The 25,066-nt window shown below is 70.0% G+C and carries 30 protein-coding genes and 1 tRNA gene; 10 read left to right on the top strand and 21 right to left on the bottom strand.

Annotated features, from left to right (window positions below):
• Positions 1 to 56 precede the first annotated feature (56 nt).
• Positions 57 to 482 carry an Hsp20/alpha crystallin family protein gene (locus ACIBBH_RS18580; RefSeq protein WP_399405779.1) on the bottom strand — a complete coding sequence of 142 codons (426 nt, stop codon included), beginning with the start codon at positions 480 to 482 and terminating at the stop codon, positions 57 to 59.
• A 148-nt stretch (positions 483 to 630) separates the two neighbouring features.
• Between ACIBBH_RS18580 and ACIBBH_RS18575 the strand changes: the two genes are divergently transcribed.
• The 3 genes from ACIBBH_RS18575 (at position 631) to ACIBBH_RS18565 (ending at position 1,665) form a co-directional block, all read left to right on the top strand.
• Positions 631 to 933, top strand: coding sequence for a hypothetical protein (locus ACIBBH_RS18575; RefSeq protein ID WP_399405777.1), 303 nt, complete (start codon positions 631 to 633; stop codon positions 931 to 933).
• Between the two features lie 126 nt (positions 934 to 1,059).
• A complete protein-coding gene (locus ACIBBH_RS18570; RefSeq protein WP_399405775.1) occupies positions 1,060 to 1,515 on the top strand; it encodes a hypothetical protein in 456 nt (151 codons plus the stop codon).
• Positions 1,516 to 1,554: 39 nt separating this feature from the next.
• Positions 1,555 to 1,665 (top strand): twin-arginine translocation signal domain-containing protein, encoded by a 111-nt coding sequence (locus tag ACIBBH_RS18565; RefSeq protein WP_399405773.1) that lies wholly within the window; start codon positions 1,555 to 1,557, stop codon positions 1,663 to 1,665.
• Here the strand turns inward: ACIBBH_RS18565 and ACIBBH_RS18560 are convergent.
• From ACIBBH_RS18560 to ACIBBH_RS18550, 3 genes are all read right to left on the bottom strand, one after another.
• Positions 1,637 to 1,948: a hypothetical protein gene (locus ACIBBH_RS18560; RefSeq protein ID WP_399405771.1), complete on the bottom strand. Its 312-nt coding sequence runs from the start codon at positions 1,946 to 1,948 to the stop codon at positions 1,637 to 1,639. The two genes, ACIBBH_RS18565 and ACIBBH_RS18560, sit on opposite strands and share 29 nt — an antisense overlap.
• Before the next feature lie 117 nt (positions 1,949 to 2,065).
• A complete protein-coding gene (locus ACIBBH_RS18555; protein WP_399405769.1) occupies positions 2,066 to 3,586 on the bottom strand; it encodes an MFS transporter in 1,521 nt (506 codons plus the stop codon).
• Between the two features lie 63 nt (positions 3,587 to 3,649).
• Positions 3,650 to 5,023 (bottom strand): DUF445 domain-containing protein, encoded by a 1,374-nt coding sequence (locus ACIBBH_RS18550; protein ID WP_399405768.1) that lies wholly within the window; start codon positions 5,021 to 5,023, stop codon positions 3,650 to 3,652.
• A gap of 133 nt (positions 5,024 to 5,156) precedes the next feature.
• Here ACIBBH_RS18550 and ACIBBH_RS18545 point away from each other — a divergent pair, with 133 nt between their 5' ends.
• Positions 5,157 to 6,491 carry an SGNH/GDSL hydrolase family protein gene (locus ACIBBH_RS18545; RefSeq protein WP_399405766.1) on the top strand — a complete coding sequence of 445 codons (1,335 nt, stop codon included), beginning with the start codon at positions 5,157 to 5,159 and terminating at the stop codon, positions 6,489 to 6,491.
• A 21-nt stretch (positions 6,492 to 6,512) separates the two neighbouring features.
• On the opposite strand, the gene ACIBBH_RS18540 is transcribed toward ACIBBH_RS18545, so the two are convergent.
• Genes ACIBBH_RS18540 through ACIBBH_RS18525 form a run of 4 tightly spaced genes read right to left on the bottom strand, consistent with a single transcriptional unit; the run spans position 6,513 to position 9,875 of the window.
• A complete protein-coding gene (locus tag ACIBBH_RS18540) occupies positions 6,513 to 7,196 on the bottom strand; it encodes a DUF1707 domain-containing protein (RefSeq protein WP_399405764.1) in 684 nt (227 codons plus the stop codon).
• Positions 7,197 to 7,228: 32 nt separating this feature from the next.
• The gene (locus tag ACIBBH_RS18535) at positions 7,229 to 8,239 is read right to left on the bottom strand and encodes an ATP-binding cassette domain-containing protein (RefSeq protein ID WP_399405762.1); all 1,011 of its coding nucleotides are present in this window, start codon (positions 8,237 to 8,239) and stop codon (positions 7,229 to 7,231) included.
• A gap of 6 nt (positions 8,240 to 8,245) precedes the next feature.
• The gene (locus tag ACIBBH_RS18530) at positions 8,246 to 9,076 is read right to left on the bottom strand and encodes an ABC transporter permease (RefSeq protein WP_399405760.1); all 831 of its coding nucleotides are present in this window, start codon (positions 9,074 to 9,076) and stop codon (positions 8,246 to 8,248) included.
• On the bottom strand, positions 9,069 to 9,875 hold the full coding sequence (locus ACIBBH_RS18525) for an ABC transporter permease (protein WP_399405958.1): 807 nt from the start codon (positions 9,873 to 9,875) through the stop codon (positions 9,069 to 9,071). The genes ACIBBH_RS18530 and ACIBBH_RS18525 overlap by 8 nt, the downstream gene beginning before the upstream one ends.
• An 812-nt stretch (positions 9,876 to 10,687) precedes the next feature.
• Here ACIBBH_RS18525 and ACIBBH_RS18520 point away from each other — a divergent pair.
• Positions 10,688 to 13,081, top strand: coding sequence for a transglycosylase domain-containing protein (locus tag ACIBBH_RS18520; RefSeq protein WP_399405956.1), 2,394 nt, complete (start codon positions 10,688 to 10,690; stop codon positions 13,079 to 13,081).
• Positions 13,082 to 13,183: 102 nt separating this feature from the next.
• On the opposite strand, the gene ACIBBH_RS18515 is transcribed toward ACIBBH_RS18520, so the two are convergent.
• Together ACIBBH_RS18515 and ACIBBH_RS18510 are read right to left on the bottom strand one after the other, a co-directional pair.
• Entirely contained in the window at positions 13,184 to 13,540 is a 357-nt protein-coding gene (locus ACIBBH_RS18515) for a GroES family chaperonin (RefSeq protein ID WP_399405758.1), read from the bottom strand.
• 44 nt (positions 13,541 to 13,584) lie between these two features.
• The gene (locus tag ACIBBH_RS18510) at positions 13,585 to 13,914 is read right to left on the bottom strand and encodes a DUF3618 domain-containing protein (protein ID WP_399405756.1); all 330 of its coding nucleotides are present in this window, start codon (positions 13,912 to 13,914) and stop codon (positions 13,585 to 13,587) included.
• A gap of 97 nt (positions 13,915 to 14,011) precedes the next feature.
• On the opposite strand from ACIBBH_RS18510, the gene bcp reads away from it, so the two are divergent.
• The 3 genes from bcp (at position 14,012) to ACIBBH_RS18495 (ending at position 15,179) form a co-directional block, all read left to right on the top strand.
• Positions 14,012 to 14,479: a thioredoxin-dependent thiol peroxidase gene (gene bcp, locus ACIBBH_RS18505; RefSeq protein WP_399405754.1), complete on the top strand. Its 468-nt coding sequence runs from the start codon at positions 14,012 to 14,014 to the stop codon at positions 14,477 to 14,479.
• 345 nt (positions 14,480 to 14,824) lie between these two features.
• On the top strand, positions 14,825 to 15,088 hold the full coding sequence (locus ACIBBH_RS18500; RefSeq protein WP_399405752.1) for an HNH endonuclease: 264 nt from the start codon (positions 14,825 to 14,827) through the stop codon (positions 15,086 to 15,088).
• Positions 15,089 to 15,103: 15 nt separating this feature from the next.
• Positions 15,104 to 15,179: transfer RNA gene (locus tag ACIBBH_RS18495), tRNA-Leu, on the top strand.
• Between the two features lie 52 nt (positions 15,180 to 15,231).
• Here the strand turns inward: ACIBBH_RS18495 and rdgB are convergent.
• The 4 genes from rdgB to ACIBBH_RS18475 form a co-directional block, all read right to left on the bottom strand.
• Positions 15,232 to 15,834 carry an RdgB/HAM1 family non-canonical purine NTP pyrophosphatase gene (rdgB, locus tag ACIBBH_RS18490; RefSeq protein ID WP_399405750.1) on the bottom strand — a complete coding sequence of 201 codons (603 nt, stop codon included), beginning with the start codon at positions 15,832 to 15,834 and terminating at the stop codon, positions 15,232 to 15,234.
• An 11-nt stretch (positions 15,835 to 15,845) separates the two neighbouring features.
• Entirely contained in the window at positions 15,846 to 16,241 is a 396-nt protein-coding gene (locus ACIBBH_RS18485; RefSeq protein WP_399405748.1) for a hypothetical protein, read from the bottom strand.
• A gap of 113 nt (positions 16,242 to 16,354) precedes the next feature.
• Positions 16,355 to 17,092 (bottom strand): ribonuclease PH, encoded by a 738-nt coding sequence (gene rph / locus ACIBBH_RS18480; RefSeq protein ID WP_399405746.1) that lies wholly within the window; start codon positions 17,090 to 17,092, stop codon positions 16,355 to 16,357.
• 80 nt (positions 17,093 to 17,172) lie between these two features.
• Complete coding sequence (locus ACIBBH_RS18475; RefSeq protein WP_399405744.1) at positions 17,173 to 17,406, bottom strand: glucose PTS transporter subunit EIIB; 234 nt, start codon at positions 17,404 to 17,406, stop codon at positions 17,173 to 17,175.
• Positions 17,407 to 17,880: 474 nt separating this feature from the next.
• On the opposite strand from ACIBBH_RS18475, the gene ACIBBH_RS18470 reads away from it, so the two are divergent.
• A complete protein-coding gene (locus ACIBBH_RS18470; protein ID WP_399405742.1) occupies positions 17,881 to 19,146 on the top strand; it encodes a PTS transporter subunit EIIC in 1,266 nt (421 codons plus the stop codon).
• A gap of 70 nt (positions 19,147 to 19,216) precedes the next feature.
• Here the strand turns inward: ACIBBH_RS18470 and ACIBBH_RS18465 are convergent, their stop codons facing one another.
• Positions 19,217 to 19,969 carry an MBL fold metallo-hydrolase gene (locus tag ACIBBH_RS18465; protein WP_399405741.1) on the bottom strand — a complete coding sequence of 251 codons (753 nt, stop codon included), beginning with the start codon at positions 19,967 to 19,969 and terminating at the stop codon, positions 19,217 to 19,219.
• Between the two features lie 227 nt (positions 19,970 to 20,196).
• On the opposite strand from ACIBBH_RS18465, the gene ACIBBH_RS18460 reads away from it, so the two are divergent.
• Positions 20,197 to 20,655 carry a type II toxin-antitoxin system PemK/MazF family toxin gene (locus ACIBBH_RS18460; protein WP_399405739.1) on the top strand — a complete coding sequence of 153 codons (459 nt, stop codon included), beginning with the start codon at positions 20,197 to 20,199 and terminating at the stop codon, positions 20,653 to 20,655.
• A gap of 9 nt (positions 20,656 to 20,664) precedes the next feature.
• Here the strand turns inward: ACIBBH_RS18460 and ACIBBH_RS18455 are convergent, their stop codons facing one another.
• The 6 genes from ACIBBH_RS18455 to ACIBBH_RS18430 form a co-directional block, all read right to left on the bottom strand.
• Positions 20,665 to 21,159 carry a hypothetical protein gene (locus ACIBBH_RS18455; RefSeq protein ID WP_399405737.1) on the bottom strand — a complete coding sequence of 165 codons (495 nt, stop codon included), beginning with the start codon at positions 21,157 to 21,159 and terminating at the stop codon, positions 20,665 to 20,667.
• Positions 21,160 to 21,412: 253 nt separating this feature from the next.
• On the bottom strand, positions 21,413 to 22,363 hold the full coding sequence (locus tag ACIBBH_RS18450; RefSeq protein ID WP_399405735.1) for a PLP-dependent cysteine synthase family protein: 951 nt from the start codon (positions 22,361 to 22,363) through the stop codon (positions 21,413 to 21,415).
• Between the two features lie 17 nt (positions 22,364 to 22,380).
• Positions 22,381 to 22,659, bottom strand: a complete 279-nt coding sequence (locus tag ACIBBH_RS18445) for a MoaD/ThiS family protein (protein WP_399405733.1) — start codon at positions 22,657 to 22,659, stop codon at positions 22,381 to 22,383.
• 121 nt (positions 22,660 to 22,780) lie between these two features.
• Positions 22,781 to 22,876, bottom strand: a complete 96-nt coding sequence (locus ACIBBH_RS18440) for a putative leader peptide (RefSeq protein WP_348638506.1) — start codon at positions 22,874 to 22,876, stop codon at positions 22,781 to 22,783.
• Positions 22,877 to 22,955: 79 nt separating this feature from the next.
• Positions 22,956 to 23,378 (bottom strand): Mov34/MPN/PAD-1 family protein, encoded by a 423-nt coding sequence (locus ACIBBH_RS18435; protein WP_399405731.1) that lies wholly within the window; start codon positions 23,376 to 23,378, stop codon positions 22,956 to 22,958.
• Positions 23,379 to 23,511: 133 nt separating this feature from the next.
• A complete protein-coding gene (locus tag ACIBBH_RS18430) occupies positions 23,512 to 24,933 on the bottom strand; it encodes an amino acid permease (protein ID WP_399405729.1) in 1,422 nt (473 codons plus the stop codon).
• Positions 24,934 to 25,066 lie beyond the last annotated feature (133 nt).

The raw sequence follows: 25,066 nt of genomic DNA, 5'->3' as shown, positions 1-25,066 counted from the left end.
GTCCCGCGGGCGGCCGATGGGTCGATGGCCCGCGGGACGTGTGCGGTGTGGTGGGGTCAGCTGCCGATCTGCTTGCGGCTCGCGTCGCCGCCGGTGATCTGGATGCGGCGCGGCTTGGCCTGCTCGGCAACGGGGATGCGCAGGGTCAGGACACCGGCCTCGTAGGAGGCGTCGATGCGGTCGGTGTCGAGGGTGTCGCCGAGGAAGAGCTGGCGGGTGAAGGTGCCCGTGGGCCGCTCGGAGACCAGCAGGTCGGCGCCCTCGGGGGCGGGTGACCTGCGCTCGGCGCGGACGTTCAGGACGTTGCGTTCGACGTCCAGTTCGATCGACTCGGGGTCGATGCCGGGGAGGTCGAAGTGGACCAGGAACTCGTCCCCGGACCGGTAGGCGTCCATCGCCATCGCGGAGGGACGGGCGCTGGTCCCGAAGACCTGCTGCGCGAGTCGGTCGAGGTCGCGGAACGGGTCGGTGCGCATGAGCATCACGAGTCACTCCTCTCCTCAGGGGCTGGGTGCGATGCCCTACGGGTTCTTATATAACTCCGGGGAGGAAACTTGACAACCTTCGACTCAGGTTCGGTTGGGTGATCGGCCGGGGAGTTAGCCTCGGCGCAGACAAAAGGAGGCAGGTATGGCCAAGGTTCCCAGCTCGGTGGTCGCCGCCACCGGACTCGTCGGCGGGTACGGCGTGGCCCGCTGGACCAGGAAGCGGCAGCTCGGCGGGGTCGTCCTGGCCGTCGCGGGGGCGGCCGCCGCGCAGCAGTGGCGCAAGCAGGCCGGCGGGAAGGCCGCGGGCGCGCTGACCGCCGCGTACGTCGCCGCGTTCGCCGGGTCGCACCCGCTGGCGAAGAAGGTCGGCGCCTGGCCGTCGGTGTTCGGGGTCGCCGGGGCCGTGGCCCTGGCCTCGTGGGCGGTGGCGGACCGGCGGAGCTGAGGCCGGGCGGCCGGCGGCGTCCGGACAGCACGGCGGCCCGGCAATAATCCTGCCTGGCAATAATCCGTTGCCCTCTGTCGATATCGCCACTTCCGCAAGATCCACCGCGCCGCCTACCGTCACCCCGTGACCAAGTTCCTCCTCGCCGTCCATGTCCTCGCCGCGATCGTCGCGATCGGGCCCGTCACCGTCGCCGCCAGCATGTTCCCGCCCGCCGCCCGCCGGGCCCTGGCCGCGCCCGACGATCCCCGGGCGACCGGGACCGTGGCGCTGCTGCACCGGATCTGCCGGGTGTACGCCGTCGTCGGGGTCGTCGTACCGGTCTTCGGGTTCGCCACGGCGAGCAACATGGGCGTGCTCGGCAGCGCCTGGCTGATCGTGTCGGTCGCGCTGACGGCGCTCGCCGCGCTGGTGCTGGTCGCGCTGGTGCTGCCGGCGCAGAGCGCGCTGGTCGAGGCAGAGGGTGGCGGTACGCGCGAGGCGACCGTGCGGCTCGCCATGTTCACCGGGATCTTCAACCTGCTCTGGGCCACCGTGACGATCCTGATGATCGTGCGACCGGGCTCGACCACCGGGGCGTGAGTTTTCGTTATCGGCGGCCCGGGCGCCCGTCTCCGGGTCATGCACGTGACTCGACACCCCACCCGCCGCGGCCTGTTGAAGGCCGCCGGAGCCGCGGGCGCCGCGGTCGCCGCCGTGGGCGTCACCGTCCCCGGCCGGTCCGGGCGGTGATCGCCGACCACTGCGCCAAGGGCCTGAGCCTGTCCGCCGGCTGCCTCATCCGGATCGCCGCCAAGGCCGCGCCCGAGGGCGGCGGCGGGGACTGCGGGCCCGACAGCGGCGGGTACGACCAGCCCGGCTTCGGCACGCTGGCGTACACGCGGGACCGGGCGGCGGGCCCGTCGGCGGCGCCGGCTCCGGCGGCCACGTCCCTCACCACCGGCTCCGGCGCCCGTCCCCGGCCGGCCTGCTCCCCCTCGCCCGCCACCGGCTCCGGCAGCGACCTCGCCGCCACCGGTGCCGACGACCTCCTCGCCCGGTCCGCCGCCACGGGGGTCACCGCCGTCGCGGGCGGACTGCTCCCGCTGCGGCGGCGGGAGAGGGGGCGGCGCGAGACGCAGTGGCGGGGCGCCTACGCCGTCGCCGTCCTCGACCCGGTGGAGCCCTTCGGCCCCTTCCTCGTCACGGCCTTCGCCCTGCCCGCCGCAGCCGACAGCGGGCGGGCGATGTCCTCCAGGGAGCGGCGTTCCGCCCGTACGGCGAGGACCGCGGCGACCAGGCCGGCCGCGCACATCAGCGCGGCGCCGATCTGGAAGGCGAGGACCGTGTCGCCGACCCTGCCCCTGCTGGTGAGGTCGGCGAACAGCAGGGGGCCGCTGATGCCGCCGGCGGCGGTGCCGAGGGCGTAGAAGAAGGCGATGGACATCGCCCGGGTCTCCATCGGGAAGATCTCCGAGACGGTCAGGTACGCGCTGGACGCGCCCGCCGAGGCGAAGAACAGCACCGCGCACCAGCACGCCGTCAGGGTGCCCGCGCTCAGCGAGCCCCGGTCGAACAGCCAGGCCGTGCCGAACAGCAGCAGACCGGACAGCAGGTAGGTCGAGGAGATCATCACCCGGCGGCCGACCGTGTCGAAGAGCTTGCCGAGCAGCAGCGGGCCCGTGAAGTTGCCGAGCGCGATGACGGCGAAGTAGTAGCCGGTGTGGTCGGCCGGCACGTCGAAGAACTTGGTGAGGATCGCGCCGAAACCGAAGGTGATCGCGTTGAAGAGGAACGCCTGCCCGATGAAGAGGGAGAAGCCGAGCGCGGCCCGCCTGCGGTAGGTCGAGAACACCGTGCGGGCGATCTCCAGGAAGCCGACGCCGCGGCGCTGGTGGATCTCCAGCTCGCCCTCGGGCTCGGCGAGCGGCTCACCCTTCTCGGCCTCGACCTGGCGCTCGATGGAGGAGACGATCTCCTCCGCCTCCCGGTCGCGGCCGTGTATCAGCAGCCAGCGTGGGCTCTCCGGGACGCTGCGCCGTACGAGCAGGATGACCAGGCCGAGGACGACGCCGAGGGCGAAGGTCAGCCGCCAGCCGACGTCCTTGGGCAGGATCGCGGTGTTCAGCGCGAGGATCGACAGCAGCGAGCCGCCGACCGCGCCCACCCAGAAACTGCCGTTGATGATCAGGTCGACGCGGCCTCGGTAGTAGGCGGGGATCAGCTCGTCGATCGCGGAGTTGATGGCCGCGTACTCGCCGCCGATGCCGAAGCCGGTCAGGAAGCGGAAGGCGAAGAACCACCAGGACTGGAACGAGACCGCGGTCAGGGCGGTCGCCGCCAGATACACCGCGAGGGTGATCATGAAGAGGTTCTTGCGGCCGTAGCGGTCGGTCAGGCGGCCCCAGAACAGGGCGCCGGAGCAGGCGCCCGCCACGTACAGCGCCGCCGCGATGCCGGTGACCTGGCCCGAGGAGATCGACAGCCCGCTGCCGGGCTCGGACAGGCGGCTCGCGATGTTGCCGACGACGGTGACCTCCAGGCCGTCGAGGATCCACACGGTCCCCAGGCCGATCACGATGGTCCAGTGCCAGCGCGACCAGGGCAGGCGGTCGAGCCGGGCGGGGATGCTGGTGGTGATGGTCCGGCCGGATTCGGCCTCGGCTGTGGTCATGGACTCCCTCCTCCTGACCTCCTCTCTCGAGGTCGGGAGTGCGGGTTCCCGCGACCTGCGCCCCTACGCCCCCAGCCCCCGCGACACGGCGTAGATCAACAACCCGACCAGCGATCCCACCACCGTGCCGTTGATCCGGATGAACTGCAGGTCACGGCCGATGTGCGCCTCGATCTTGCGGGTGGTGTGCTCGGCGTCCCAGCTCGCGACCGTGTCGGTGATCAGGGAGGTGATCTCCTTGCGGTAGGTGGTCACGACGTGCACCGCCGCCCCCTCGACCCAGGTGTCGACCTTGTCCTGGACCTTGGGCTCGGTGGCCATCCGGGAGCCCAGGGAGAGCAGGGAGGCGCGCACGCGCAGGCGCAGTTCGCTGCGCTCGTCCTCGGCGGCGGAGACGATCATGGCGCGTACGGCGGTCCAGGCGGACGCGATCAGGTCCTGGACCTCGCCGCGGCCCAGCACATCGCCCTTGAGGCGCTCCACGCGCGCCCGGGTGTCCGTGTCGGACTGCAGGTCGGAGGCGAAGTCGGTGAGGAAACGGTCGAGGGCGCCGCGCGCGGGGTGGGAGGGCATGTCCCGCATCTCCGCGCAGAAACGCAGCAGCTCCTTGTAGACGCGTTCGCCGACCTTCCTGTCGACGAAGCGCGGGGTCCAGCCGGGCGCGCCGCCCTGAACGGCGTCCATCACGGAGTCGGCGTGCAGCACCAGCCAGTCGTGCGCCCGCGCCACCACCAGGTCGACGACCCGTTTGTGGCCGCCGTCCGCGACGACCTTCTCCAGCATCTTGCCGATACCCGGCGCGATCTCCTGGGCGTCGGCGCGGCGGGTGATCGCCTCGCCGACCACCGCCTGCACGTCGGAGTCACGCAGGACCGTCAGCGCCCCCCGCAGGGCCGTGGCCAGCTCCGCCGTCACCCGGTCCGCGTGCTCCGGCTCCGCCAGCCACGCGCCCAGCCGGCCGCCCATGCCGACAGCGCGCAGCCGCTGCCGTACGACGCCCTCGGACAGGAAGTTCTCCCCGACGAACTCGCCCAGGGAGACCCCGAGGGCGTCCTTCTTGGTGGGGATGATCGCGGTGTGCGGGATGGGCAGGCCGAGGGGGTGGCGGAAGAGGGCGGTGACCGCGAACCAGTCGGCCATCGCGCCGACCATGCCCGCCTCGGCCGCCGCGGCGACATAGTCCGCCCAGGCGCCCGCACCCCCGCCCGAGGCCCACTTGGCGAGCACGTACACGACGGCCACGAACAGCAGCATCCCGGTCGCCGTGAGCTTCATGCGCCGCACCCCGCGCTGCCGCTCCTCGTCGGCGGGGGTGAAGGCGGTCATGGTGCGGTACGACGTGGCACCGCCCGGCGTTCCCGGTGCGGCCGGTGTTCGCGTTCCCGTTCCCGTTTCCGTACGTTCCATCTGCTCCACCCGCTCGGTGATCCCGCACACAATTGTCCCTTCCCGACCTACTCCCGGAACAGAAAAGGAGTTCCCGGCGTCTGTGTGGACAGGCCCATGACACATCGTGGGCTGATCAGATCGGAGCCGCGGGCTCCCATCGCCCGAGGAGAACAACACAAGCATGACCAGGCGTTATGGTTATGCCCTGCTCAGTGCCGTCGTCGCACTGGTCGTGGCCCTGTCCGCCGCCATCTACGTCGGTGTCGCGACCGACGACGGCACCCCCCGCGACACCCTCACCGGAAGCCGCCCCCACCACGACACCTCCGCCGCCCCCGCCTCCACCGGCACCTGGGTCGGCACCTGGTCCACCTCCCCGGCGGCCGCGGAACCGGGCACCGAGACGGGCGGCATGGCGGGCCGCTCGGTGCGCAACGTCGTACACACGAGCACCGGCGGTACGAGTGCCCGTATCACGCTGTCCAATCTCTACGGCCAGTCCCCGCTGACCATCACGCACGCCACGATCGCGGTCGCCGCCGGCGACCACACCGCCGCGGCAGCGGCACAAACGATGCGGCAGCTCACCTTCGGCGGCGACACCACCGCCGTCATCCCGGCCGGCGGCCAGGTGGTGAGCGACGCGGTCCGCGTCAACGTCCCGCACGACACGGACGTCCTGGTCACCACGTACTCCCCCACCCCGTCGGGCCCGGTCACCTACCACCCGCACGCACGGCAGGTGTCGTACGTCGCCCAGGGCGACCACACCGAGGACACGGCGCCCGCCTCCTACACCGAACAGACCCCGTACTGGCGCTATCTGACGGCCCTTGACGTGCTCAGCAACGAATCCGACGGCACCGTCGTCGTACTCGGCGACTCGATCACCGACGGCATAACGTCCACCGAGGGCGCCAACCACCGCTGGACCGACGTCCTTTCCGAGCGGCTGCGCACGGCCCTCGAGGGCGGCGCCGACCTGCCCCGCTACAGCGTCGTCAACGAGGGCATCAGCGGCAACCAGGTCCTCGCCGGCGGCCTGGGCCGGCCCGCCGACAACCAGAGCGGGCTCGGCCGCTTCGGCCGGGACGTGCTCTCGCGTACGAACGTCAAGGTCGTCGTCATCGACCTGGGCGTCAACGACATACTCCGCAACCCGCGGCTCGCCGACCCCACGAAGATCACCGAAGGTCTGCGCACCCTGGTCCGCCAGGCCCACGCCCGCGGCCTGAAGGTCATCGGCGCCACCCTCATGCCCTTCCAGGGCCACCGCGGCTACACGGCGGCCCGCGAGGCGGTACGGCAGCAGGTCAACGCCGAGATCCGGGCGGGCCGGGTCTACGACGCGGTGGTCGACTTCGACAAGGCCCTGCGGGACCCGTACAACCCCCGCCGCCTGCGCGCCGACTACGACTCCGGCGACCATCTGCACCCCAGCGACAACGGCTACCGCGAGATGGCCGAGGTGTTCGGCCTGCGGCAGCTGAAGGGGGCGGGCCAGGCGGAGCTGTAGCCCCCCGGGGGGCGGCCGGGGTCAGAGATCCCCGGAGCCCCGCTCCAGCTTCTCCCGCCGCCGCTCCTCCTTCAGACGCGCCCGCTCGGCCCGGGTCCGCTTACGCTCCACGCCCACGCCGCCCCAGAACGCGAAACCCGACACGATCACCCGCGGAGCGCCCGGCTCCGCGGGTACGCCGTCCTCCCTGTGGTCGAAGCCGCCCATGACCCCGAAGCCGCGTACGACGACCTCGACCCCGGGCGGCACGACGACCTGCATCCCACCCATGATCGCCACACAGTTGATCTCCACCTCGCGGTCCGCGAAGTCCGCCTCACGCAGGTCGATCTCCCCGCCGCCCCAGAAGGCGAAGCAGCTGAACCGCTTCGGCACGGTCCAGCGCCCCTTGCGCTGGAAGCCGGACATGACGGCGACGGCCCCCGAGGACGAACCCTCGCCTCCCACGATCCGCCCCGCCCAACTCCCGCTCGCCACAGGTTCCTTGCGCATGGACACCGCCGGAACGGTCCCCCCGGCGGGCACCGGCAGATCACGCGTGATCGGCGTCAACTCCCCATAGGTGCGCGCCTTGTACGTCGCCTCCAGCCGCTCCTCGAACTCCTCGATGTCGAGCCGCCCTTCGGCCAGGGCGTCCCGCAGGACCTCGGCGACTCGTTCACGATCGGCGTCGGAGGCACGCAGCTCCAGGGCATCGTCGGTCATGACAACACCCTACGAGGTCCCCCGGCCCAGGGCTACGACAACGTCTCCTCCCGGCTGCCGCCCTGCTCGCCCCACCCCGCCCGCTCCGCCTGCCCGGCGTACATCGTCGCGATCACCGCCTCGATGTCCGGCTCCCGCACCGACAGGTCCACCAGCGGGTACTCCGCCGCGATCCGCGCCACCAGCGGCGCCGCCGACTGCGAGGCGGGGAACGCCAGCCACTGCCGGGGCCCCTCCACCCTCACCACCCGCGCCTGCGGCACCTCGACCGGCGGCAGCTCCCGCTCCAGGTCCACCACCAGCGTCCGCTCGCTCTCCCCCACCTCGTGCAGCCCCGCGAGCGCACCGTCGTACATCAGGCACCCGTGGTCGATGACCATCACCCGGGAGCACAACTGCTCGATGTCCTGCAGGTCATGCGTGGTCAGCAGAACCGTCGTGCCGCGCTCGGCGTTCAACTCCCGCAGGAAACCGCGCACCTTCGCCTTGGAGATGACGTCCAGGCCGATGGTCGGCTCGTCGAGGTAGAGCACCTCCGGATCGTGCAGCAGCGCCGCCGCGATGTCGCCGCGCATCCGCTGGCCGAGCGAGAGCTGACGCACGGGCACGTCCAGCAGGTCGGCCAGTTCGAGAAGTTCCACGCAGCGCTCCAGGTTCTCCCGGTAACGCCGGTCCGGAATACGGTACATGCGGTGCACCAGGCGGTAGGAGTCGATCAGCGGCAGATCCCACCACAGCGTCGTACGCTGCCCGAACACCACACCGATGCGGTGCGCCAGGCGGGTCCGCTCCCGGGAAGGATCGATACCGGCGACGCGCAGCCGGCCCCCGCTCGGGGTCAGGATGCCCGTCAGCATCTTGATGGTGGTCGACTTGCCGGCCCCGTTCGGGCCGATGTACCCGACCATCTCGCCGCGCGCCACGCGGAAGGAGATCGAGTCGACCGCACGCACCTGCCGCCGCTCCCGTTTCAGGAAGCCGGTCTTCCTGCGGACGTCGAAGACCTTCTCCACGCGGTCGAGTTCGATGAAGTCACTGCCCATGGCCCCTCAGCTCCCCGTACTCCGATACGACCGCAGCCCAGCCCGCCACGCCAGCCCGGCCAGCGCACAGCAGCCCACCGCCACCAGCGGTGGCGTGAACGCCACCCACGCCGGCAGGCGGAGCGGATACGGCCGCCCCAGCACATAACTCGCGGGCAGCCAGTTGACGAAGGCCAGCGGCAGCACGAACGTCACCCCGCGCACCAGCTCCTTCGCGAACACGGTCGGCGGGTACTGCAGCAGGGTCGTACCGCCGTACGTGAACGCGTTCTGCACCTCGGAGGCGTCCTGCGCCACGAACTGGAACGCCGCCCCCGCCACGAACACCGCGCAGAAGATCCCGGCGCCGCTGAACAGCATGAGCGGCATCAGCAGCAGCTTCGCCGGCGTCCACACGACGGGGACCGCGCCCAGGGCATACCCGAGCACCAGCGCACCCTGCACCACCCGCCCCAGCCGGCGCAGCCCGAAACGGTCCGCGGCCACCTGCGCCAGCACCGGTGCCGGACGCACCAGCAGGGTGTCCAGCGTGCCGTCCCTGACCCGGCTGCCCAGCCGGTCCATCGACCCGATCGCCAGATCGGCCAACCCGAACGCCACACCGGACACGCCGTACAGAAAGGCCACCTCGTGCAACGAGTAACCGCCCAGCGCGTCGACCCGGGAGAACATCAGCAAAATCGCCACGAAGTCCAGTCCGGTCGCCGCGAAGTTCCCGAACGTGGTCATGACGAAGGAGGCACGGTAGGCCATCGTGGAGCGGATCCACATGGCGGCGATCAGACGGTAGGCACGCAGACCCTCGCGCACCCTGCCCGCCGCGGTCACCTCACCCACCCTGGACCACCACCCTGCGCGTCGCCACCGACTGCACCAGGCGCCCCGTCACCAGCAGTGCCACCGCCCACGCGCCCTGGAAGGCGAACGTGCTCCAGGGGTCGGCATGGCCGAGAAGGACGTCCGCGGGCGACTGCAGGAGGGACGACCAGGGCAGGACCCGGACGATCTCGCCCAGTGTGCCCGGGAAGACGTTCAGGGGAAGCGTCATGCCCGAGCAGAACATGCCGACGATCCAGGCCATCTGCGTCACACCGGTTCCGTCCAGAAGCCAGAAGGCGCTCAGCGCCACCAGGAACCGGATCCCGAAGCCGACCAGTGCGGCGAGCAGCAGGGTGACGAGGAAGGCGGCCCAGGTCGCCGCGTCGGCGGGCAGGGAGACCGGATAGCACAGCGCACCGAAGACGAACGGGATCACGCCCCGGCCCAGCAGTTGGAACAGGGCCCGGCCCAGGTCGGCGGCCAGCCACCACAGTTGGAGGTCGGCGGGACGGTAGAGGTCGATGGCCACGTCACCGGTACGGATGCGTTCCATGAGCTCGTTCTCGACACCGCCGCCCTGGATCGCCAGCGTCGCGAACAGCGCCTGCCCCAGCCACACGTAGGTGACCGCCTGCGCCTGGTCGTAGCCTCCGAGGTGGGGCCGCTGGTCCCACAGGGCGAGGTAGGTGTGGACGAGGACCAGCCCGAAGACCGTATTGGTGAAGACCCCTGCCGCAGTGGCCGCGCGATACGTCGCGTACCGTCGGAAACCCCCCGCCGCGACGGCCGCGTACAACCGTCCCGCGCCCACGTCGATCTACCTCCCCGGACCCTCGACACCGAAGCGCAGGAGCCTACTGCCCGGCCGGCGCGGCAAGCCACGCATTTTCCGTGCCGGACGCGTGCCGGAATCCGGGAACGGAACGCTTGGTGCGAGAGTCTTCACTCGGGGGCGCAGATGGCGTACGAGGGCGTACGGCGACTTACGACGTTACACAGGAGTTCGTGCACGACATGAGCGACGAGCCGCAGCCGCAGCAGCCGGACAAGGGCGGGGCGCCGAGAGAGCCACAGGCGGCTGAAGGGCCCGGGGAACCGGAGGGCCGGGAGGAGAAGGCAGACACGGCAGACCTGGACGGCAAGGCCTGCAAGGAGGCCCGGACGGCCAAGGAAAGCCCCGCCGCCCCGGCACCCGCAGCACCCCCGGCACCCGCGGAGCCCTCGGAACCCAAGGCGGCCGAGAGCACCCAGGTCCTCCGGCGCGTCACAGCGACCGAAGAGACCAAGACGGGCGCCCCCGCCCACACACCGGCGGAAGGCGGAACGGCCGACAGCACCCAGGTCCTCCGGCGCGTCACAGCGACCGAAGAGACCAAGACGGGCGCCCCCGCCCACACACCGGCCGAGGACGAGGCGCCCGACAGCACGCAGGTCCTCCGGCGCGTCACGGAGCCCCGGACACCCAGGACGACCCGGACCAGCCCGGCGGCCCCGGCGGCCCCTGCCGCCCCGGCGAGCGCGACGGTCCAGGCGCCCAAGGCGCCCCAGCCGTCCAGACCCAGCGAAGCCGCACGGGCAACCACCACGGCCCAGGCCGCACACACACCCGAAACCGCCGTGACGGCCCAAGTGCCCCGGCAGGCCACTGCAACCGCCCAGACCGCCCCCACCACCCCCGACAACAAGGGCGACGGCAAGAAACCCAAACGCCCCAAGCGCACCGGCTGGCGCCGGATCATCCCCACCTGGCGCATGGTGCTGGGCACCTTCCTCATCGGCACACTGCTGCTCATCGGCCTGTTCTTCCTGGGCTACTCGATGGTGAAGATCCCGCCGGCCAACGCGCTCGCCATGAAGCAGAGCAACGTCTACCTCTACGCGGACGGCTCCCAGCTGGCCCGCGACGGCGACATCAACCGGGAGAACGTCACCCTCGCCCAGATCTCCAAGGACGCCCAGCACGCCGTCCTGGCCGCCGAGGACCGCGACTTCTACACCGAGTCCGCCGTCGACCCCAAGGCGATGATCCGCGCCGCCTGGAACACCGCGACCGGCAAGGGCAAGCAGTCCGGCTCGACGATCACCCAGCAGTACGTGAAGAACTACTACCTCGCGCAGGAGCAGACCGTCACGCGCAAGGCCAAGGAGTTCTTCATCTCCATCAAGCTGGACCGCGAGAAGTCCAAGGACCAGATCCTCGAGGGCTATCTCAACACCAGCTACTTCGGCCGCAACGCCTACGGCATCCAGGCCGCCGCCCAGGCCTACTACGGCAGGGACGCCACCGACCTCGACCCGGCCCGCGCCGCCTACCTCGCCGCACTGGTCAACGCACCCAGCGAGTACGACGTCGTCGCCCACCCCGAGAACAAGGCGGCGGCCGTCGCCCGCTGGAACTACGTCCTGGACGGCATGGTCAAGAAGGGCTGGCTCACCGAGACCGAGCGGACCGGCATGAAGTTCCCGATGCCGAAGGAACAGACGATCTCCACCGGCCTGTCCGGACAGCGCGGCTACATCGTCAACGCGATCCAGGACTACCTCACCGACAACGACATCCTCACCAAGGACCAGCTCGAGGCCGGCGGCTACCGCATCACCACCACCCTGCAGAAGAGCAGGCAGGACGCCTTCGTGAAGGCCGTCAACGACAAGCTGATCTCCAAGCTGGACAAGAAGAACAACAAGGTCGACAACTACGTCCGCGCCGGCGGCGCCTCCGTCGACCCCAAGACCGGCAAGGTCGTCGCGATGTACGGCGGCATCGACTACGTCAAGCAGTACACCAACGGCGCCACCCGCGGTGACTACCAGGTCGGTTCCACCTTCAAGCCGTTCGTCTTCACCTCGGCCGTGCAGAACGGCTCGACCACGCAGGACGGCCAGACCATCACGCCGAACACCTACTACGACGGCACCGACCAGCGCACCGTCCAAGGCTGGAGCGGCGGCGCCTACGCCCCCGAGAACGAGGACTCCAAGTCGTACGGCGACATCACCGTCCGCAACGCGACCGACCTGTCCGTGAACTCGGTGTACGCACAGATGGCCGTCGACGTGGGACCGGCGAAGGTCAAGCAGACCGCGGTCGACCTCGGCATCCCCGCCGACACCAAGGACCTCCAGCCCTACCCGTCCATCGCCCTCGGCACAGCCACCGCCAGCGTCCTGGACATGGCGGAGGCGTACGCGACCCTCGCCAACCACGGCAAACACGGCACATACACGATGATCGAGAAGATCACCAAGGACGGCACCGACGAGATCAAGCTGCCCGGGCAGCAGACCAAGCAGGCCGTCAGCCGCGAGGCCGCCGACACCACGACCTCCATCCTCCAGAGCGTCGTCCAGACCGGCACCGCGACCGCCGCCCAGGCCGCCGGCCGTCCCGCGGCGGGCAAGACCGGCACCGCGGAGGAGGACACGGCGGCCTGGTTCGCGGGCTACACCCCCGACCTCGCCACGGTCGTCTCCGTCATGGGCCAGGATCCGGTGACGGCCGCCCACAAGCCGCTGTACGGCGCGCTGGGCCTCGAACGCATCAACGGCGGCGGGGCACCCACCGAGATCTGGGCGCAGTACACCCAGACGGCTCTGAAGGGCAAGCCGGTCACCGACTTCGACCTCCAGCTGGAGTCGGGCGCCGAGATCCAGGCCCCCAGCTCCAAGGCGCCCACCCAGCCGGGCACCGGCGGCACCACCGACGGCGGCACCACGACGACCACCGGCGGCCAGACCGACCAGGGCCGGACCACCGGCCAGACCGACGGCGGCACCACCGGCGACACCACGGACGGCGGCACGACCACCGGCGGAACGACCGGAGACACGACCGGCGGCACCACCGGCGACACCACCGACGGCGGCACCACCACCGGCGGAACGACCGGAGACACGACCGGCGGCACCACCGGCGACACCACCGACGGCGGCACCACCACCGGCGGCACGACCGGAGGCACGACCAACGGCACCACGAGCGGGACGACAGCGGGCCCGCAGGGGACCAGCAGACGTCAGTGACGACAGACACAAGGCACGCGAAAGGGCTGGTGACCATGGTCACCAGCCCTTTCGTCGCCGACCCTTCTCACCGGCCGCCGCCCTGCAGGAACAGGCCCGTGCCTACAGATACAGACCCGTGGAGTCCTCCGACCCCTCGAACCGGTCCGCGGCCACCGCGTGCAGATCACGCTCCCGCATGAGCACGTACGGGACCCCCCGCACCTCGACCTCGGCACGGTCCTCCGGGTCGTACAGGACACGGTCGCCCGGCTCCACGGTCCGTACATTCTGACCGACCGCGACGACCTCGGCCCAGGCCAGCCGCCGCCCGACCGCCGCCGTCGCGGGAATCAGGATGCCGCCGCCCGAACGCCGCTCGCCCTCGCTGGTCTCCTGCCGGACGAGCACGCGGTCGTGCAGCATCCGGATGGGCAGCTTGTCGTGATGGGTGCTGTGCTCGTTTCTCTTGGCGCTCACGCCCTCGAACCTACCTGCCTTTGCCGCGAACGGACGTCCTCGGGTCAGCCCTTACGACGCCGGGTCCCCAGGGCCATCAGCCCCACGACCCCGACAACCACGAGCGCGACCGGCACGACACGCTCCAGCCGAGGCGCGCCCTCGTCGTCCACGAACTGGGCCCTGACCTCACTCACGGCCCGGTTGACCTGCACGTAGGCCCGCCCGAGGGTGTGGTCGATGTTCGAGACCACCTTGGCCTTCGCATCCCCGACGATGGTCTTCGGATGCACCCGCACCCCGATCTCGTCCAGCGTCTCGGCCAGCACCTCGCGACGGCGCTTGATGTCCGCCTCGATCTGCGCCGGGGTTCTGGTGTCCGACGTCTCCGCCACCGTACGGCCTCCGAAGTCTGCTGAGTGCGCTTGTGCTGGACAGTCTGTCAGTTCCCGGCCCGGCCGCACCGTCAGCACCCCCGGTTACGCTAGATCGATGAGCGAGCGACTCCAGCCCGGGGACGTGGCCCCCGCCTTCACCCTCCCCGACGCCGACGGCAACCAGGTGTCCTTGTCGGACCACAAGGGCCGCAAGGTCATCGTCTACTTCTACCCCGCGGCCCTCACTCCAGGCTGCACCAAGCAGGCCTGCGACTTCACCGACAACCTCGGCCTCCTGGCCGGCGCCGGCTACGACGTCATCGGCATCTCCCCGGACGCCCCCGAGAAGCTGGCGAAGTTCCGCGAGAAGGCCTCCCTGAAGATCACGCTCCTGGGGGACCCCGACAAGACCGTCATCGAGTCCTACGGCGCCTACGGCGAGAAGAAGAACTACGGCAAGACCTACCTCGGCGTCATCCGCTCCACGGTGATCGTGGACGAGGAGGGCAAGGTCGAGCGGGCGCTGTACAACGTCCGGGCGACCGGACACGTGGCCAAGATCATCAAGGATCTGGGGATCTGAAGGGCCCCTTCTGCTGCGTGAGCGGCTCGGACCGGTTGGTGGCCGGTGCGGGCCGCTCTTCGCATGTCGGGCGTGACTGTCCGATGAGCGGTTCGTTACTCCGTACGAGATCACGAACGCGTGGTCGGAACGGAGGGGCTCGATGGGGGCCAGTGCGTACACCAGGGAGCGGCTGGAGGAGGCGGCACGGGGGGCGCGGACGTTGTCGGAGGCGTTGGTTGCTGCACAGCGCACGCAGCTGCGTAAGCGGATCACCGAGTATCAGATCCCGACCTCGCGCTTCCTGGGCAAGCGCATCAACGAGGGAAACCGGGCGCGAATACCAAGCGCGCGGAGGAAGTCCTGATGCGGCACAACGGCATACACCGAACGGCAACCAAGCGCATACGCCGCACGCTTCTCGATGTCGGCGTACGGGAAGAGTGCGCCCGTTGCGGGACCGGCCCGGAGTGGATCAGCAGGCCCATGACCCTGGAGGTCGACCACATCAACGGAGACGGGGAGGACGACCGGCGCGAGAACCTGCGGCTGCTGTGTCCCAACTGCCACGCGATCAGGAGTACCTGGTGCAGAGGAGGCAGACAGCGAAAGACGCCCAGCGCCCAGTAGAGTATGCAGCGCTGCGGGCCCGTACCCCAGCTGGCCAAGAGGGCGCCGGTTTAGGTCCGGTGTGTCGTGGGTTCGAGTCCCACCGGGCCCACAGGGAAAAGAAGCCCGGCGTCTTTGATTCAAAGACGCCGGGCCTTTTGTCGTCAGCCCAACAGCTCCCGCACCACCGGCACCAACGCCCGAAACGCCTTCCCCCGATGGCTGATCGCGTTCTTCTCCTCGGGAGTCAGCTCCGCGCACGTCCGCGTCTCCCCCTCCGGCTGGAGGATCGGGTCGTAGCCGAAGCCGTTGGTGCCCACCGGGGCGTGCCGCAGGACGCCCCTCAGCTGCCCCTCGACCACCCGCTTCCGCCCGTCCGGCAGGGCGAGGGCCGCCGCGCAGGCGAAGTGGGCGCCCCTGTGTTCGTCCGCGATGTCGGACAGCTGGGCCAGCAACAGCTCCAGGTTGGCCTTGTCGTCGCCGTGGCGGCCGGACCAGCGGGCGGAGAAGATGCCGGGGGCGCCGTTCAGGACGTCCACGCAGAGGCCGGAGTCGTCGGCGACGGCGGGGAGGCCGGTGGCCTGGGCGAGGGCGTGGGCCTTGAGGAGTGCGTTCTCGGCGAAGGTGATGCCGGTTTCCTTGACGTCGGGGACGTCGGGGTAGGCGTCCGCGCCGACGAGTTCGTGGGTGAGGCCTGCGTCGGCGAGGATCGCCCTGAGTTCGGTGATCTTTCCGGCGTTGCGGGTGGCGAGGATCAGGCGGGTCATGCCCACCAGTATCAGGGGGTGCAGGTCTTCGTCAGTTCGCCGGCCGCGTCGGTGACCGGGGTGAGGTCGGGGGTGTCGTCGCCGTTCTTGATCGCTGTACGGACGTTGTCGACCGCTTTGTTCAGGTGGTCGACCGCCTTGTTGACGTCGGCGTTGTCCGTCTTGTCGCCTATCTTCTTGAGGTTCTGCTCGATGGAGTCGAGGGAGGCGTCGGTCTGCGTGGGGTCGTTCGCCGCCTGTCCGACGGCCTGCTGGAGGTCGGTGACGCTGTCGGCGATGGAATCGGCGGTCTGGAAGCAGTCCAGGGCCTTGTCGACGGCGGAGCAGCCGGTGACCAGGCCGGCGGCGAGTGCGGCGGTGGCCGCGGCGACGGCGATCGTGGTGCGTCTGTGGCGGCTCGCGGCCATGGGTGTGTTCCTCCCGTTGTCGGGCCCCGCTGGGAGGCCTGAGTTGATATTCGTAGGGACGCGGGGGCGGGCGGCCGGGTTGCGTGTGCCGGCCGGCCGGCTTGGCGGTCTTTTTACTTGGCGAGCACTGTTTCGAGTGCTTTGCGCTGCAGTTCGGCCAGTTCGGTGCAGCCGGCGACGGCGAGGTCGAGGAGGGCGTTGAGCTCGTCGCGAGCGAAGGGTTCGGCCTCGGCGGTGCCCTGGACCTCGACGAAGCGGCCGTCGCCGGTGCAAACCACGTTCATGTCGGTCTCGGCCTTGACGTCCTCCTCGTAGCAGAGGTCCAGGAGGGGGACTCCGCCGACGATGCCGACCGAGACCGCGGAGACGGTGCCGGTGAGCGGCTGGCGGCCTGCTTTGATGAGTTTCTTGCCCTGTGCCCAGGCGACGGCGTCGGCGAGGGCGACGTAGGCGCCGGTGATGGCGGCCGTGCGGGTGCCGCCGTCGGCCTGGAGGACGTCGCAGTCCAGGACGATGGTGTTCTCGCCGAGCGCCTTGTAGTCGATGACCGCGCGTAGGGAGCGGCCGATGAGGCGGCTGATCTCGTGGGTGCGGCCGCCGATCCGGCCTTTGACGGACTCGCGGTCGCCGCGGGTGTTGGTGGAGCGGGGCAGCATGGCGTACTCGGCGGTGATCCAGCCCTCGCCGCTGCCCTTGCGCCAGCGGGGGACCCCTTCGGTGACGGAGGCGGTGCAGAAGACCTTGGTGTCGCCGAAGGAGACGAGGACGGAGCCCTCGGCGTGCTTGCTCCAGCCGCGTTCGATGGTGACGGGGCGGAGCTGTTCGGGGGTGCGGCCGTCGATTCGAGACATGGCGATGAGCCTAGCCGCCGATGGGGATGGGGCTCCTCCCGCGTGGGGAGGAGCGCCTCAGGGGTGAGGGTGCTGGATGTTCACATCATGTCTTCGATCTCGGCGGCGATCGGGTCGGCGTCGGTGCCGATGACGACCTGGATGGCGGTGCCCATTTTGACGACGCCGTGGGCGCCGGCGGCTTTCAGGGCGGTTTCGTCGACGAGCGAGGGGTCGGCGACCTCGGTGCGCAGTCGGGTGATGCAGCCTTCGATTTCTTCGATGTTGTCGATGCCGCCGAGCCCGGCGACGATCTTCTCAGCCTTGCTGGCCATGTTCCGTCTCCCTGAATTGCCTGGTCCGAAGCGTTATGCCGCAGTAATCCATGGTTGGCTCAGCTTTGCGAGCGGTCATGTCGTGTGTATCGAATGACGGCGATCACAGCAGCGAACCGAACCGGTACGTCGACTGGTCTACACCAGTTGGCCGACGATGGCCAAGCCCGGCCCTTTTCCAGGGCTTGCAGTCCGATCGGTCTGTGTTTCGCCGCCGTCTCGCTCTCATCCCGCCGCTCCCGCACCGGAGCCCTCAGGCCGAACGCCGTGACCGCGAAACGGAACACGGCGTCACCGGGGCGTAAGCGGGTTCGGGGGTACGGCGCGTAGCGCGGCGGTAACGGGAATCGTGGGTTCCTTATACCGCCTTCATCTGCTACAACAGGTCTACACCACTGAGTGGTGTAGACCAGAGACGCCGCCGTCCTCCCTCCCCACGCCCCGGGGCGGCGCCATGCCCACTTGGAGGAAGTTGTGACCACGGCCAGCGCCGCTCCCGCGGCCGAGAAGAAGAAGGGCGTCGGCGTGATGGCTGTTCTGCAGCGCATCGGCCGCAGCCTCATGCTGCCGGTGGCGGTCCTGCCCGCCGCCGCCCTCCTGGTGCGCCTCGGCAACACCGACATGCTGGGACGCCCGTCCTTCCCCACGTTCCTGACCAAGATAGCGGGCTTCATGGCCGCCGGCGGGAACGCGATCCTCGACAACATGGCGCTGCTGTTCGCGGTGGGCATCGCCATCGGCTTCGCGAAGAAGTCGGACGGCTCCACGGCGCTCGCCGCGGTCGTCGGTTACCTGGTCTTCAAGAACGTGCTGGCCACCTTCACCGACAAGAACCTGCCGAAGGTGGCGACGGTCGTCGACGGCAAGGTCGCCATGGTGAACGCCCCGGTGGACGCCAAGGTCCTCGGCGGTGTGGTGATGGGCCTCGTGGTCGCGCTGCTCTACCAGCGCTTCTACCGTACGAAGCTGCCGGACTGGGCCGGTTTCTTCGGCGGCCGGCGTCTGGTGCCGATCCTGTCGGCGTTCGCGGGTCTGGTCATCGGCATCGTCTTCGGCTACATCTGGCCGGTCCTCGGCACGGGGCTGCACAACCTCGGTGAGTGGCTGGTGAAGTCGGGCGCGGTCGGGGCCGGCATCTTCGGTGTGGCCAACCGTGCGCTGATCCCGATCGGCATGCACCATCTGCTGAACTCGTTCCCGTGGCTCCAGGCGGGCGACTATCACGGCAAGAGCGGCGACATCGCGCGCTTCCTGGCCGGTGACCCGAGCGCCGGGCAGTTCATGACGGGCTTCTTCCCGATCATGATGTTCGGCCTCCCGGCGGCGTGTCTGGCCATGGTGCACTGTGCCCGTCCGGAGCGCCGCAAGGTGGTCGGCGGCATGATGTTCTCGATCGCACTGACGTCGTTCGTGACCGGTGTGACCGAGCCGATCGAGTTCACGTTCATGTTCATCGCGCCGGTCCTGTACGCCATCCACGCGGTCCTCACCGGTATCTCGCTGGCGCTGACCTGGGCGCTGGGTATGAAGGACGGCTTCGGTTTCTCGGCGGGCGTGGTCGATTTCGGGTTGAACTTCGGCATCGCGACCAACCCCTTGGGCCTGGTCCTGGTGGGCCTGTGCTTCGCGGTGGTCTACTACGCGGTCTTCCGTTTCGCGATCATCAGGTTCAACCTGCCGACGCCGGGCCGCGAGTCCGACGAGGAGCTGGCGGAACTGCAGAAGGCGGAGGCCAAGTAGGTCCTCACCCGCACCCGTGCGGCGGCCCCGGAACGTTTCCGTTCCGGGGCCGCCGTGTGCATGGGGGGTTTCAGATCTCGTACGTCGCCCTCGGCACCGCCAGCTCCACCGGCCCGTCGAAGACCGCGCGCGCGTCGGCCAGGTTGACCTGCGGGTCGGTCCAGGGCGGGATGTGGGTGAGGACCAGGCGCCGGGCGCCCGCGCGGGCGGCTGTCTCGCCCGCCTCCCGGCCGTTGAGGTGCAGGTCGGGGATGCTCTCCTTGCCGTGCGTGAACGCGGCCTCGCACAGGAAGAGGTCGGTGTCCCGGGCCAGCGCGTCCAGTGTCTCGGTGACGCCGGTGTCGCCGGAGTACGTCAGGGACTTCCCGCCGTGCTCGATGCGGATGCCGTACGCCTCCACGGGGTGGCGCACCTTCTCGGTGTGCACGGTGAACGGGCCGAGGTCGAACGTGGACGGCTTGACCGTGTGGAAGTCGAAGACCTCGCTCATGGAGGAGGCGGTGGGGGTGTCGGCGTAGGCGGTGGTGAGCCGGTGTTCCGTGCCCTCGGGTCCGTAGACCGGGAGCGGGTCGCAGCGACCGCCGTCGTGCCGGTAGTAGCGCGCCACGAAGTACGCGCACATGTCGATGCAGTGATCGACGTGCAGATGGCTGAGGAAGATCGCGTCGAGGTCGTAGAGACCGCAGTGGCGCTGCAGCTCGCCGAGGGCGCCGTTGCCCATGTCGAGGAGCAGCCGGAAGCCGTCGGCCTCGACGAGGTAGCTCGAGCAGGCCGATTCCGCGGACGGGAACGACCCCGAGCAGCCGACGACGGTGAGCTTCATGAAGCAGAAACCTCCGTTGGCGGGAAGGAACGGAAGGGGGCGAAAAAGGGGGCTGACGAGGGTCGTGCGGTTTGTCGAGCGTAAGGCGCAAAAGCGCCGGTCGCTCCTCCGCCAGGGGCCGTTGTGGGCGAACTCACCTGTGCTGTCACCAGTTCGGCTGGACCCGGGGCGCAAAAGGCTTACGAGAGGGCGCGCGATGGGAATCGCACGCCGGTAACGTCATCCGTATGGACACGTCCTGGTGGCTGGCGCTCGCGGCGGTGGTACTGCTCGCGCTGGTCGCCACGCTCGTCGACGGATGGGGGCGGGGCCACCGTCCGCCGGGGCGCAGGACCCGCCCGCCGGGCCGCCCCGAGGGATTCCGCGGGCAGCCGGCCCGCCCGCACCCCGGGGACATCTGGTGGGCCAACGTCCCCTACGAGGACGGCCGGGGTGGCAAGGAGCGGCCCTGCCTGGTGCTGGCGGTGCGCGGCAACCGGGCGACCGTCGCGAAGATCACCAGCAAGTACCACGACGAGCGGTCCGGGGTGATCCCCCTCCCGCCGGGCTCGGTCGGCGACGCGCACGGGCGGCCCAGTTTCCTGGAGACGGACGAGCTGCGGCACGTACACGTCTGGGACTTCCGGCGCCGGGTGGGCGTGGTGGACCCGGTCCTGTGGGACCAGGTGCGGCACCTGGCGGGCTGAGCACCCGCCTCAGCGGACCTGCACGGTGACCGTCCAGCCCTGGATGCCCTTGCAGGACACCTGGCCGGGGCGGCTCGCGCACAGCGGCCGGGACGAGGTCAGGTGGGCCGTGCCGGGCGCGACCGCCTCGAACGCGGCGACGGCGTCGCCCGGCTGGAGGACGAACCCCGGGTTGGCGGCCTTCAGCGCGCCGCCGTCGGCGGTGACCGGCTTCCAGGGGCGGTCCTTGGTGCCGTCCAGGGTGAGCCGGATCATCTGCCCCTTGGCGAGGCAGACGGTACGGCCGTTGTCGGCGACGCCGAGCTGGGTGCGGGGGGTGCAGGACCGGGTCGGGGACGCGGACGGCGATGCTGACGGCGCCGTGCTCCGGGACGCCGAGTCGCTCGGGGCCGGCGGCACCGACCCGCTCCCGGCGTTGTCTCCCCCGCCCTGCGAGCCGCAGCCGGCGAGGAGCAGCGCCGCGACGGCGACGGCGGATGTGCGGTGGAGCGTCGTACGGCGCATGTGGTGCCCGCCTTTCCGCTGGGACCGGACCTGCTGCGGATGTGACGTACCGGACGCGCATCCGGATCCACGGAGGGCCCCGGCCGATCACGGCCGGGGCCCTCCGTTCGGCGGCGGTGTGCCGGTCGGGCCGTCGCAGCCGGTGGTCGCGGTGCAGACGTACGGGGTGGAGCACCCCAACGGGGTTCCTTGCCGCCCCGTGGGCAGCGCTTGGCCCCCTCACAGGAGGGGGTTGGCGCTTCGGTGGTGAGCCCTATGCCCAGAGCTGGCCCTGGAGCGTCTCGATGGCCTCCTCGGTGGTGGCCGCCGTGTAGACGCCGGTCGAGAGGTACTTCCAGCCGCCGTCGGCCACGATGAAGACGATGTCGGCGCTCTCGCCCGCCTTGACGGCCTTCCGGCCGACGCCGATCGCCGCGTGCAGGGCGGCGCCGGTGGAGACGCCCGCGAAGATGCCCTCCTGCTGGAGGAGTTCACGGGTGCGGGTGACCGCGTCGGCGGAGCCGACCGAGAAGCGGGTGGTCAGGACGGAGGCGTCGTACAGCTCCGGTACGAAGCCGTCGTCGAGGTTGCGCAGGCCGTACACCAGGTCGTCGTAGCGCGGTTCGGCGGCGACGATCCTGACGTCCGGCTTGTGCTCGCGGAGGTAGCGGCCCACACCCATCAGGGTGCCGGTGGTGCCGAGGCCCGCGACGAAGTGGGTGATGGAGGGGAGGTCGGCGAGGATCTCCGGCCCGGTCGTGGCGTAGTGGGCGCCCGCGTTGTGCGGGTTGCCGTACTGGTAGAGCATCACCCAGTCGGGGTGCTCGGCGGCCAGTTCCTTGGCGACGCGTACGGCGGTGTTGGAGCCGCCGGCCGCCGGGGAGGAGATGATCTCGGCGCCCCACATGCCGAGCAGGTCCCGGCGTTCCTGCGAGGTGTTCTCCGGCATCACGCACACCATGCGGTAGCCCTTGAGCTTGGCCGCCATGGCCAGTGAGATGCCGGTGTTGCCGGAGGTCGGCTCCAGGATGGTGCAGCCGGGGGTCAGGCGGCCGTCCTTCTCCGCCTGCTCGATCATGTGCAGCGCGGGACGGTCCTTGACCGAGCCGGTCGGGTTGCGGTCCTCCAGCTTGGCCCAGATACGGACCTCGGGGGACGGCGAGAGCCGCGGCAGGCGCACCAGGGGGGTGTTGCCCACCGCGGCCAGCGGGGAGTCGTAGCGCATCGGTGATCAGGGGCCGATCAGGACATGCCGCCGGCGACGGCGGGCAGGATCGTCACGTTGTCGCCGTCGGACAGCTTGGTGTTGATGCTGTCGAGGAAGCGGACGTCCTCGTCGTTGAGGTAGACGTTGACGAAGCGGCGCAGCTGCTCGCCGTCCACGATGCGGGCCTGGATGCCCGGATGCCGGGTCTCGAGGTCGGCGAACAGCTCGGCGAGGGTCTCCCCGGTGCCTTCCACGGCCTTCTGACCGTCGGTGTACTGGCGGAGGATGGTGGGGATGCGGACCTCGATGGCCATGGTTGCGGGCTCCTGTCGGAAGAGTGTCGTCGGTTCGGGGGGGGGCGCGCGATGGGGATCCCCCCAGGCTTTCGGCACTGGGGGAGCGCCGCGGCTCACGGCCGTACGGCGGCAGGGGGCGTCAACAGATGGCGCTGTTCAGCCTGCACAGGTCGACGTGCAGCCGCGCCACGAGCAGCATGCCCGGCGTCTTGTCGCTCACGTCGTGGAAAACCATGGGCTCATCGTATCGATTCCCGGTCCCGGTCCAGGAATGTGATCTCGCATCGTGGATGGATTCTGACCGGATCGCGGGATCAGTAGGTCTCCACGACCTTGACCTCTTCTTCCGTGACCTCGCCCTCGATGATCCGGAACGAGCGGAACTGGAACTCCCCCGTGCCGTCGGTGTCCGCCGTCGACACCAGGACGTAGTGCGCGCCCGGCTCGTTGGCGTAGGAGATGTCGGTGCGGGACGGGTACGCCTCGGTCGCCGTGTGGGAGTGGTAGATGATCACCGGCTCCTCGTCGTTGTCGTCCATCTCGCGGTAGAGCTTGAGGAGGTCCTGCGAGTCGAACTCGTAGAAGGTGGGCGAGCGGGCCGCGTTGAGCATCGGGATGAAGCGCTCGGGCCGGCCGGAGCCCGCCGGTCCGGCGACCACGCCGCACGCCTCGTCGGGGTGGTCCTCGCGGGCGTGGGCGACGATCTGGTCGTAGAGGGCCTGGGTCAGGGTCAGCATGCTGGTCAGGATAAGCAAAGGGGCCGCCCCGTACCGAGGGGCGGTACGGGGCGGCCCATATGCCGGACGTCCTGAGCGGCTGCCGCGGGGGGCGCCACGAGTGCTCGCCGCGGCAGGACGTCCTTCGGTGGGGTCAGCCGACCTTCTCCGGCACCGGCTGCTCGCGGCGCTCGGTGACCTGCGGGTTGCGGGCCTTGAGGGCCGCCCAGCCGATGCCGAGGGCGACGGCCCAGCCGGCCATCACGTAGAGGCAGACGCGGGAGTCGGCGTCGTACGCGATCAGGCCGGTGACGAAGAGCAGGAAGACGATGGCGATCCAGCTGCACACCGCGCCGCCCGGCGCCGGGAAGGAGGAGGCGGGCAGTCGTCCGGCGTTCACCGCGCGGCGGTAGAGGACGTGGCTGACCAGGATCATCAGCCAGGTCCAGATGCCGGCCGCGGTGGCGACGGAGGTGACGTAGCCGAAGGCCTTCTCCGGGACGATGTAGTTGAGGACCACACCGATGGCCATGAAGGCGACCGAGACCGTGATGCCGAGCGCCGGGGTCTTGGAGGCCGACAGCCTGCTGAAGACCCGGGGGGCCTCGCCGTTGTCCGCGAGGGTGCGCAGCATGCGGCCCGTGGAGTACATGCCGGAGTTGCAGGACGACAGGGCCGCGGTGAGCACCACGAAGTTGACGATGCCCGCGCCGGCCGGGATGCCGATCATGGCGAACGCCTTCACGAAGGGGCTGACGCCCTCCGCGAACTCGGTCCACTTCACCACGCACAGGATGACGGTGAGGGCGCCGACGTAGAACAGGGCGATGCGCCAGGGCAGGGTGTTGATCGCCTTGGGGAGGGTCTTCTCCGGGTTCTCCGACTCACCGGCGGTGACGCCGACCAGTTCCACGGCGAGGTAGGCGAACATGACGCCCTGCAGGGTCATCAGGGACGAGCCGATGCCCTTGGGGAAGAAGCCGTCGAAGGCCCACAGGTTGGAGACCGCGGCGGTGTCGCCGGCGGAGCTGAAGCCGAAGGTGAGCACGCCCAGGCCGATCACGATCATGCCGATCAGTGCGGTGACCTTGACCATGGAGAACCAGAACTCGATCTCGCCGAACAGCTTGACCGAGATCAGGTTGGCCACGAACAGCACGACGAGGAAGACCAGTGCCGTCACCCACTGCGGGATGGCCGGGAACCAGTGTTTCACGTAGATCGCGGCGGCCGTCAGCTCGGCCATGCCGGTCACCACCCACATCAGCCAGTACGTCCAGCCGGTGAAGTAGCCGAAGAACGGGCCGAGGAACTCGCGGGAGTACTCCGCGAAGGAGCCCGATACGGGACGGTAGAGCAGCAGCTCACCGAGCGCCCGCATGATGAAGAAGACGATCGCGCCCGCGAGGGCGTACATCAGGATGAGGCTGGGACCGGCCTTGGCGATGTTCGCCCCGGCTCCCAGGAACAGGCCGACGCCGATGGCACCGCCGATCGCGATCATCTGGACCTGACGGCTGCCGAGCCCGCGCTCGTACCCCTCTTCGGGGGCTTCGGTGACCTTCGAAGAGGTCATGTGTGGTGCGCCTTTCTCCATGCCGACCCGGGCCTTTCGTCGGCCTCGGATCGGGTTTCGATCCCCCCGGATGACTGGAGTCGTGCCTGGCCGGCGGTCACCGGCTCGGTGGCGCACCCGGCGGAACATGGGT

Origin of the sequence: Streptomyces sp. NPDC051636 (genome assembly GCF_044453765.1) — a bacterium.
Taxonomy (GTDB): Bacteria; Actinomycetota; Actinomycetes; order Streptomycetales; family Streptomycetaceae; genus Streptomyces.
This window is presented reverse-complemented; position numbering and strand designations above follow the sequence as displayed.

Bases quoted from the DNA above. Each gene is read 5' to 3' on its own strand.
- ACIBBH_RS18580 (WP_399405779.1), bottom strand. From the start codon at position 482: ATGCTCATGCGCACCGACCCGTTCCGCGACCTCGACCGACTCGCGCAG.
- ACIBBH_RS18575 (WP_399405777.1), top strand. From the start codon at position 631: ATGGCCAAGGTTCCCAGCTCGGTGGTCGCCGCCACCGGACTCGTCGGC.
- ACIBBH_RS18565 (WP_399405773.1), top strand. From the start codon at position 1,555: ATGCACGTGACTCGACACCCCACCCGCCGCGGCCTGTTGAAGGCCGCC.
- ACIBBH_RS18555 (WP_399405769.1), bottom strand. From the start codon at position 3,586: ATGACCACAGCCGAGGCCGAATCCGGCCGGACCATCACCACCAGCATC.
- ACIBBH_RS18545 (WP_399405766.1), top strand. From the start codon at position 5,157: ATGACCAGGCGTTATGGTTATGCCCTGCTCAGTGCCGTCGTCGCACTG.
- ACIBBH_RS18540 (WP_399405764.1), bottom strand. From the start codon at position 7,196: ATGACCGACGATGCCCTGGAGCTGCGTGCCTCCGACGCCGATCGTGAA.
- ACIBBH_RS18535 (WP_399405762.1), bottom strand. From the start codon at position 8,239: ATGGGCAGTGACTTCATCGAACTCGACCGCGTGGAGAAGGTCTTCGAC.
- bcp (WP_399405754.1), top strand. From the start codon at position 14,012: ATGAGCGAGCGACTCCAGCCCGGGGACGTGGCCCCCGCCTTCACCCTC.
- ACIBBH_RS18500 (WP_399405752.1), top strand. From the start codon at position 14,825: ATGCGGCACAACGGCATACACCGAACGGCAACCAAGCGCATACGCCGC.
- rdgB (WP_399405750.1), bottom strand. From the start codon at position 15,834: ATGACCCGCCTGATCCTCGCCACCCGCAACGCCGGAAAGATCACCGAA.
- ACIBBH_RS18485 (WP_399405748.1), bottom strand. From the start codon at position 16,241: ATGGCCGCGAGCCGCCACAGACGCACCACGATCGCCGTCGCCGCGGCC.
- rph (WP_399405746.1), bottom strand. From the start codon at position 17,092: ATGTCTCGAATCGACGGCCGCACCCCCGAACAGCTCCGCCCCGTCACC.
- ACIBBH_RS18475 (WP_399405744.1), bottom strand. From the start codon at position 17,406: ATGGCCAGCAAGGCTGAGAAGATCGTCGCCGGGCTCGGCGGCATCGAC.
- ACIBBH_RS18465 (WP_399405741.1), bottom strand. From the start codon at position 19,969: ATGAAGCTCACCGTCGTCGGCTGCTCGGGGTCGTTCCCGTCCGCGGAA.
- ACIBBH_RS18460 (WP_399405739.1), top strand. From the start codon at position 20,197: ATGGACACGTCCTGGTGGCTGGCGCTCGCGGCGGTGGTACTGCTCGCG.
- ACIBBH_RS18455 (WP_399405737.1), bottom strand. From the start codon at position 21,159: ATGCGCCGTACGACGCTCCACCGCACATCCGCCGTCGCCGTCGCGGCG.
- ACIBBH_RS18450 (WP_399405735.1), bottom strand. From the start codon at position 22,363: ATGCGCTACGACTCCCCGCTGGCCGCGGTGGGCAACACCCCCCTGGTG.
- ACIBBH_RS18445 (WP_399405733.1), bottom strand. From the start codon at position 22,659: ATGGCCATCGAGGTCCGCATCCCCACCATCCTCCGCCAGTACACCGAC.
- ACIBBH_RS18440 (WP_348638506.1), bottom strand. From the start codon at position 22,876: ATGGTTTTCCACGACGTGAGCGACAAGACGCCGGGCATGCTGCTCGTG.
- ACIBBH_RS18435 (WP_399405731.1), bottom strand. From the start codon at position 23,378: ATGCTGACCCTGACCCAGGCCCTCTACGACCAGATCGTCGCCCACGCC.
- ACIBBH_RS18430 (WP_399405729.1), bottom strand. From the start codon at position 24,933: ATGACCTCTTCGAAGGTCACCGAAGCCCCCGAAGAGGGGTACGAGCGC.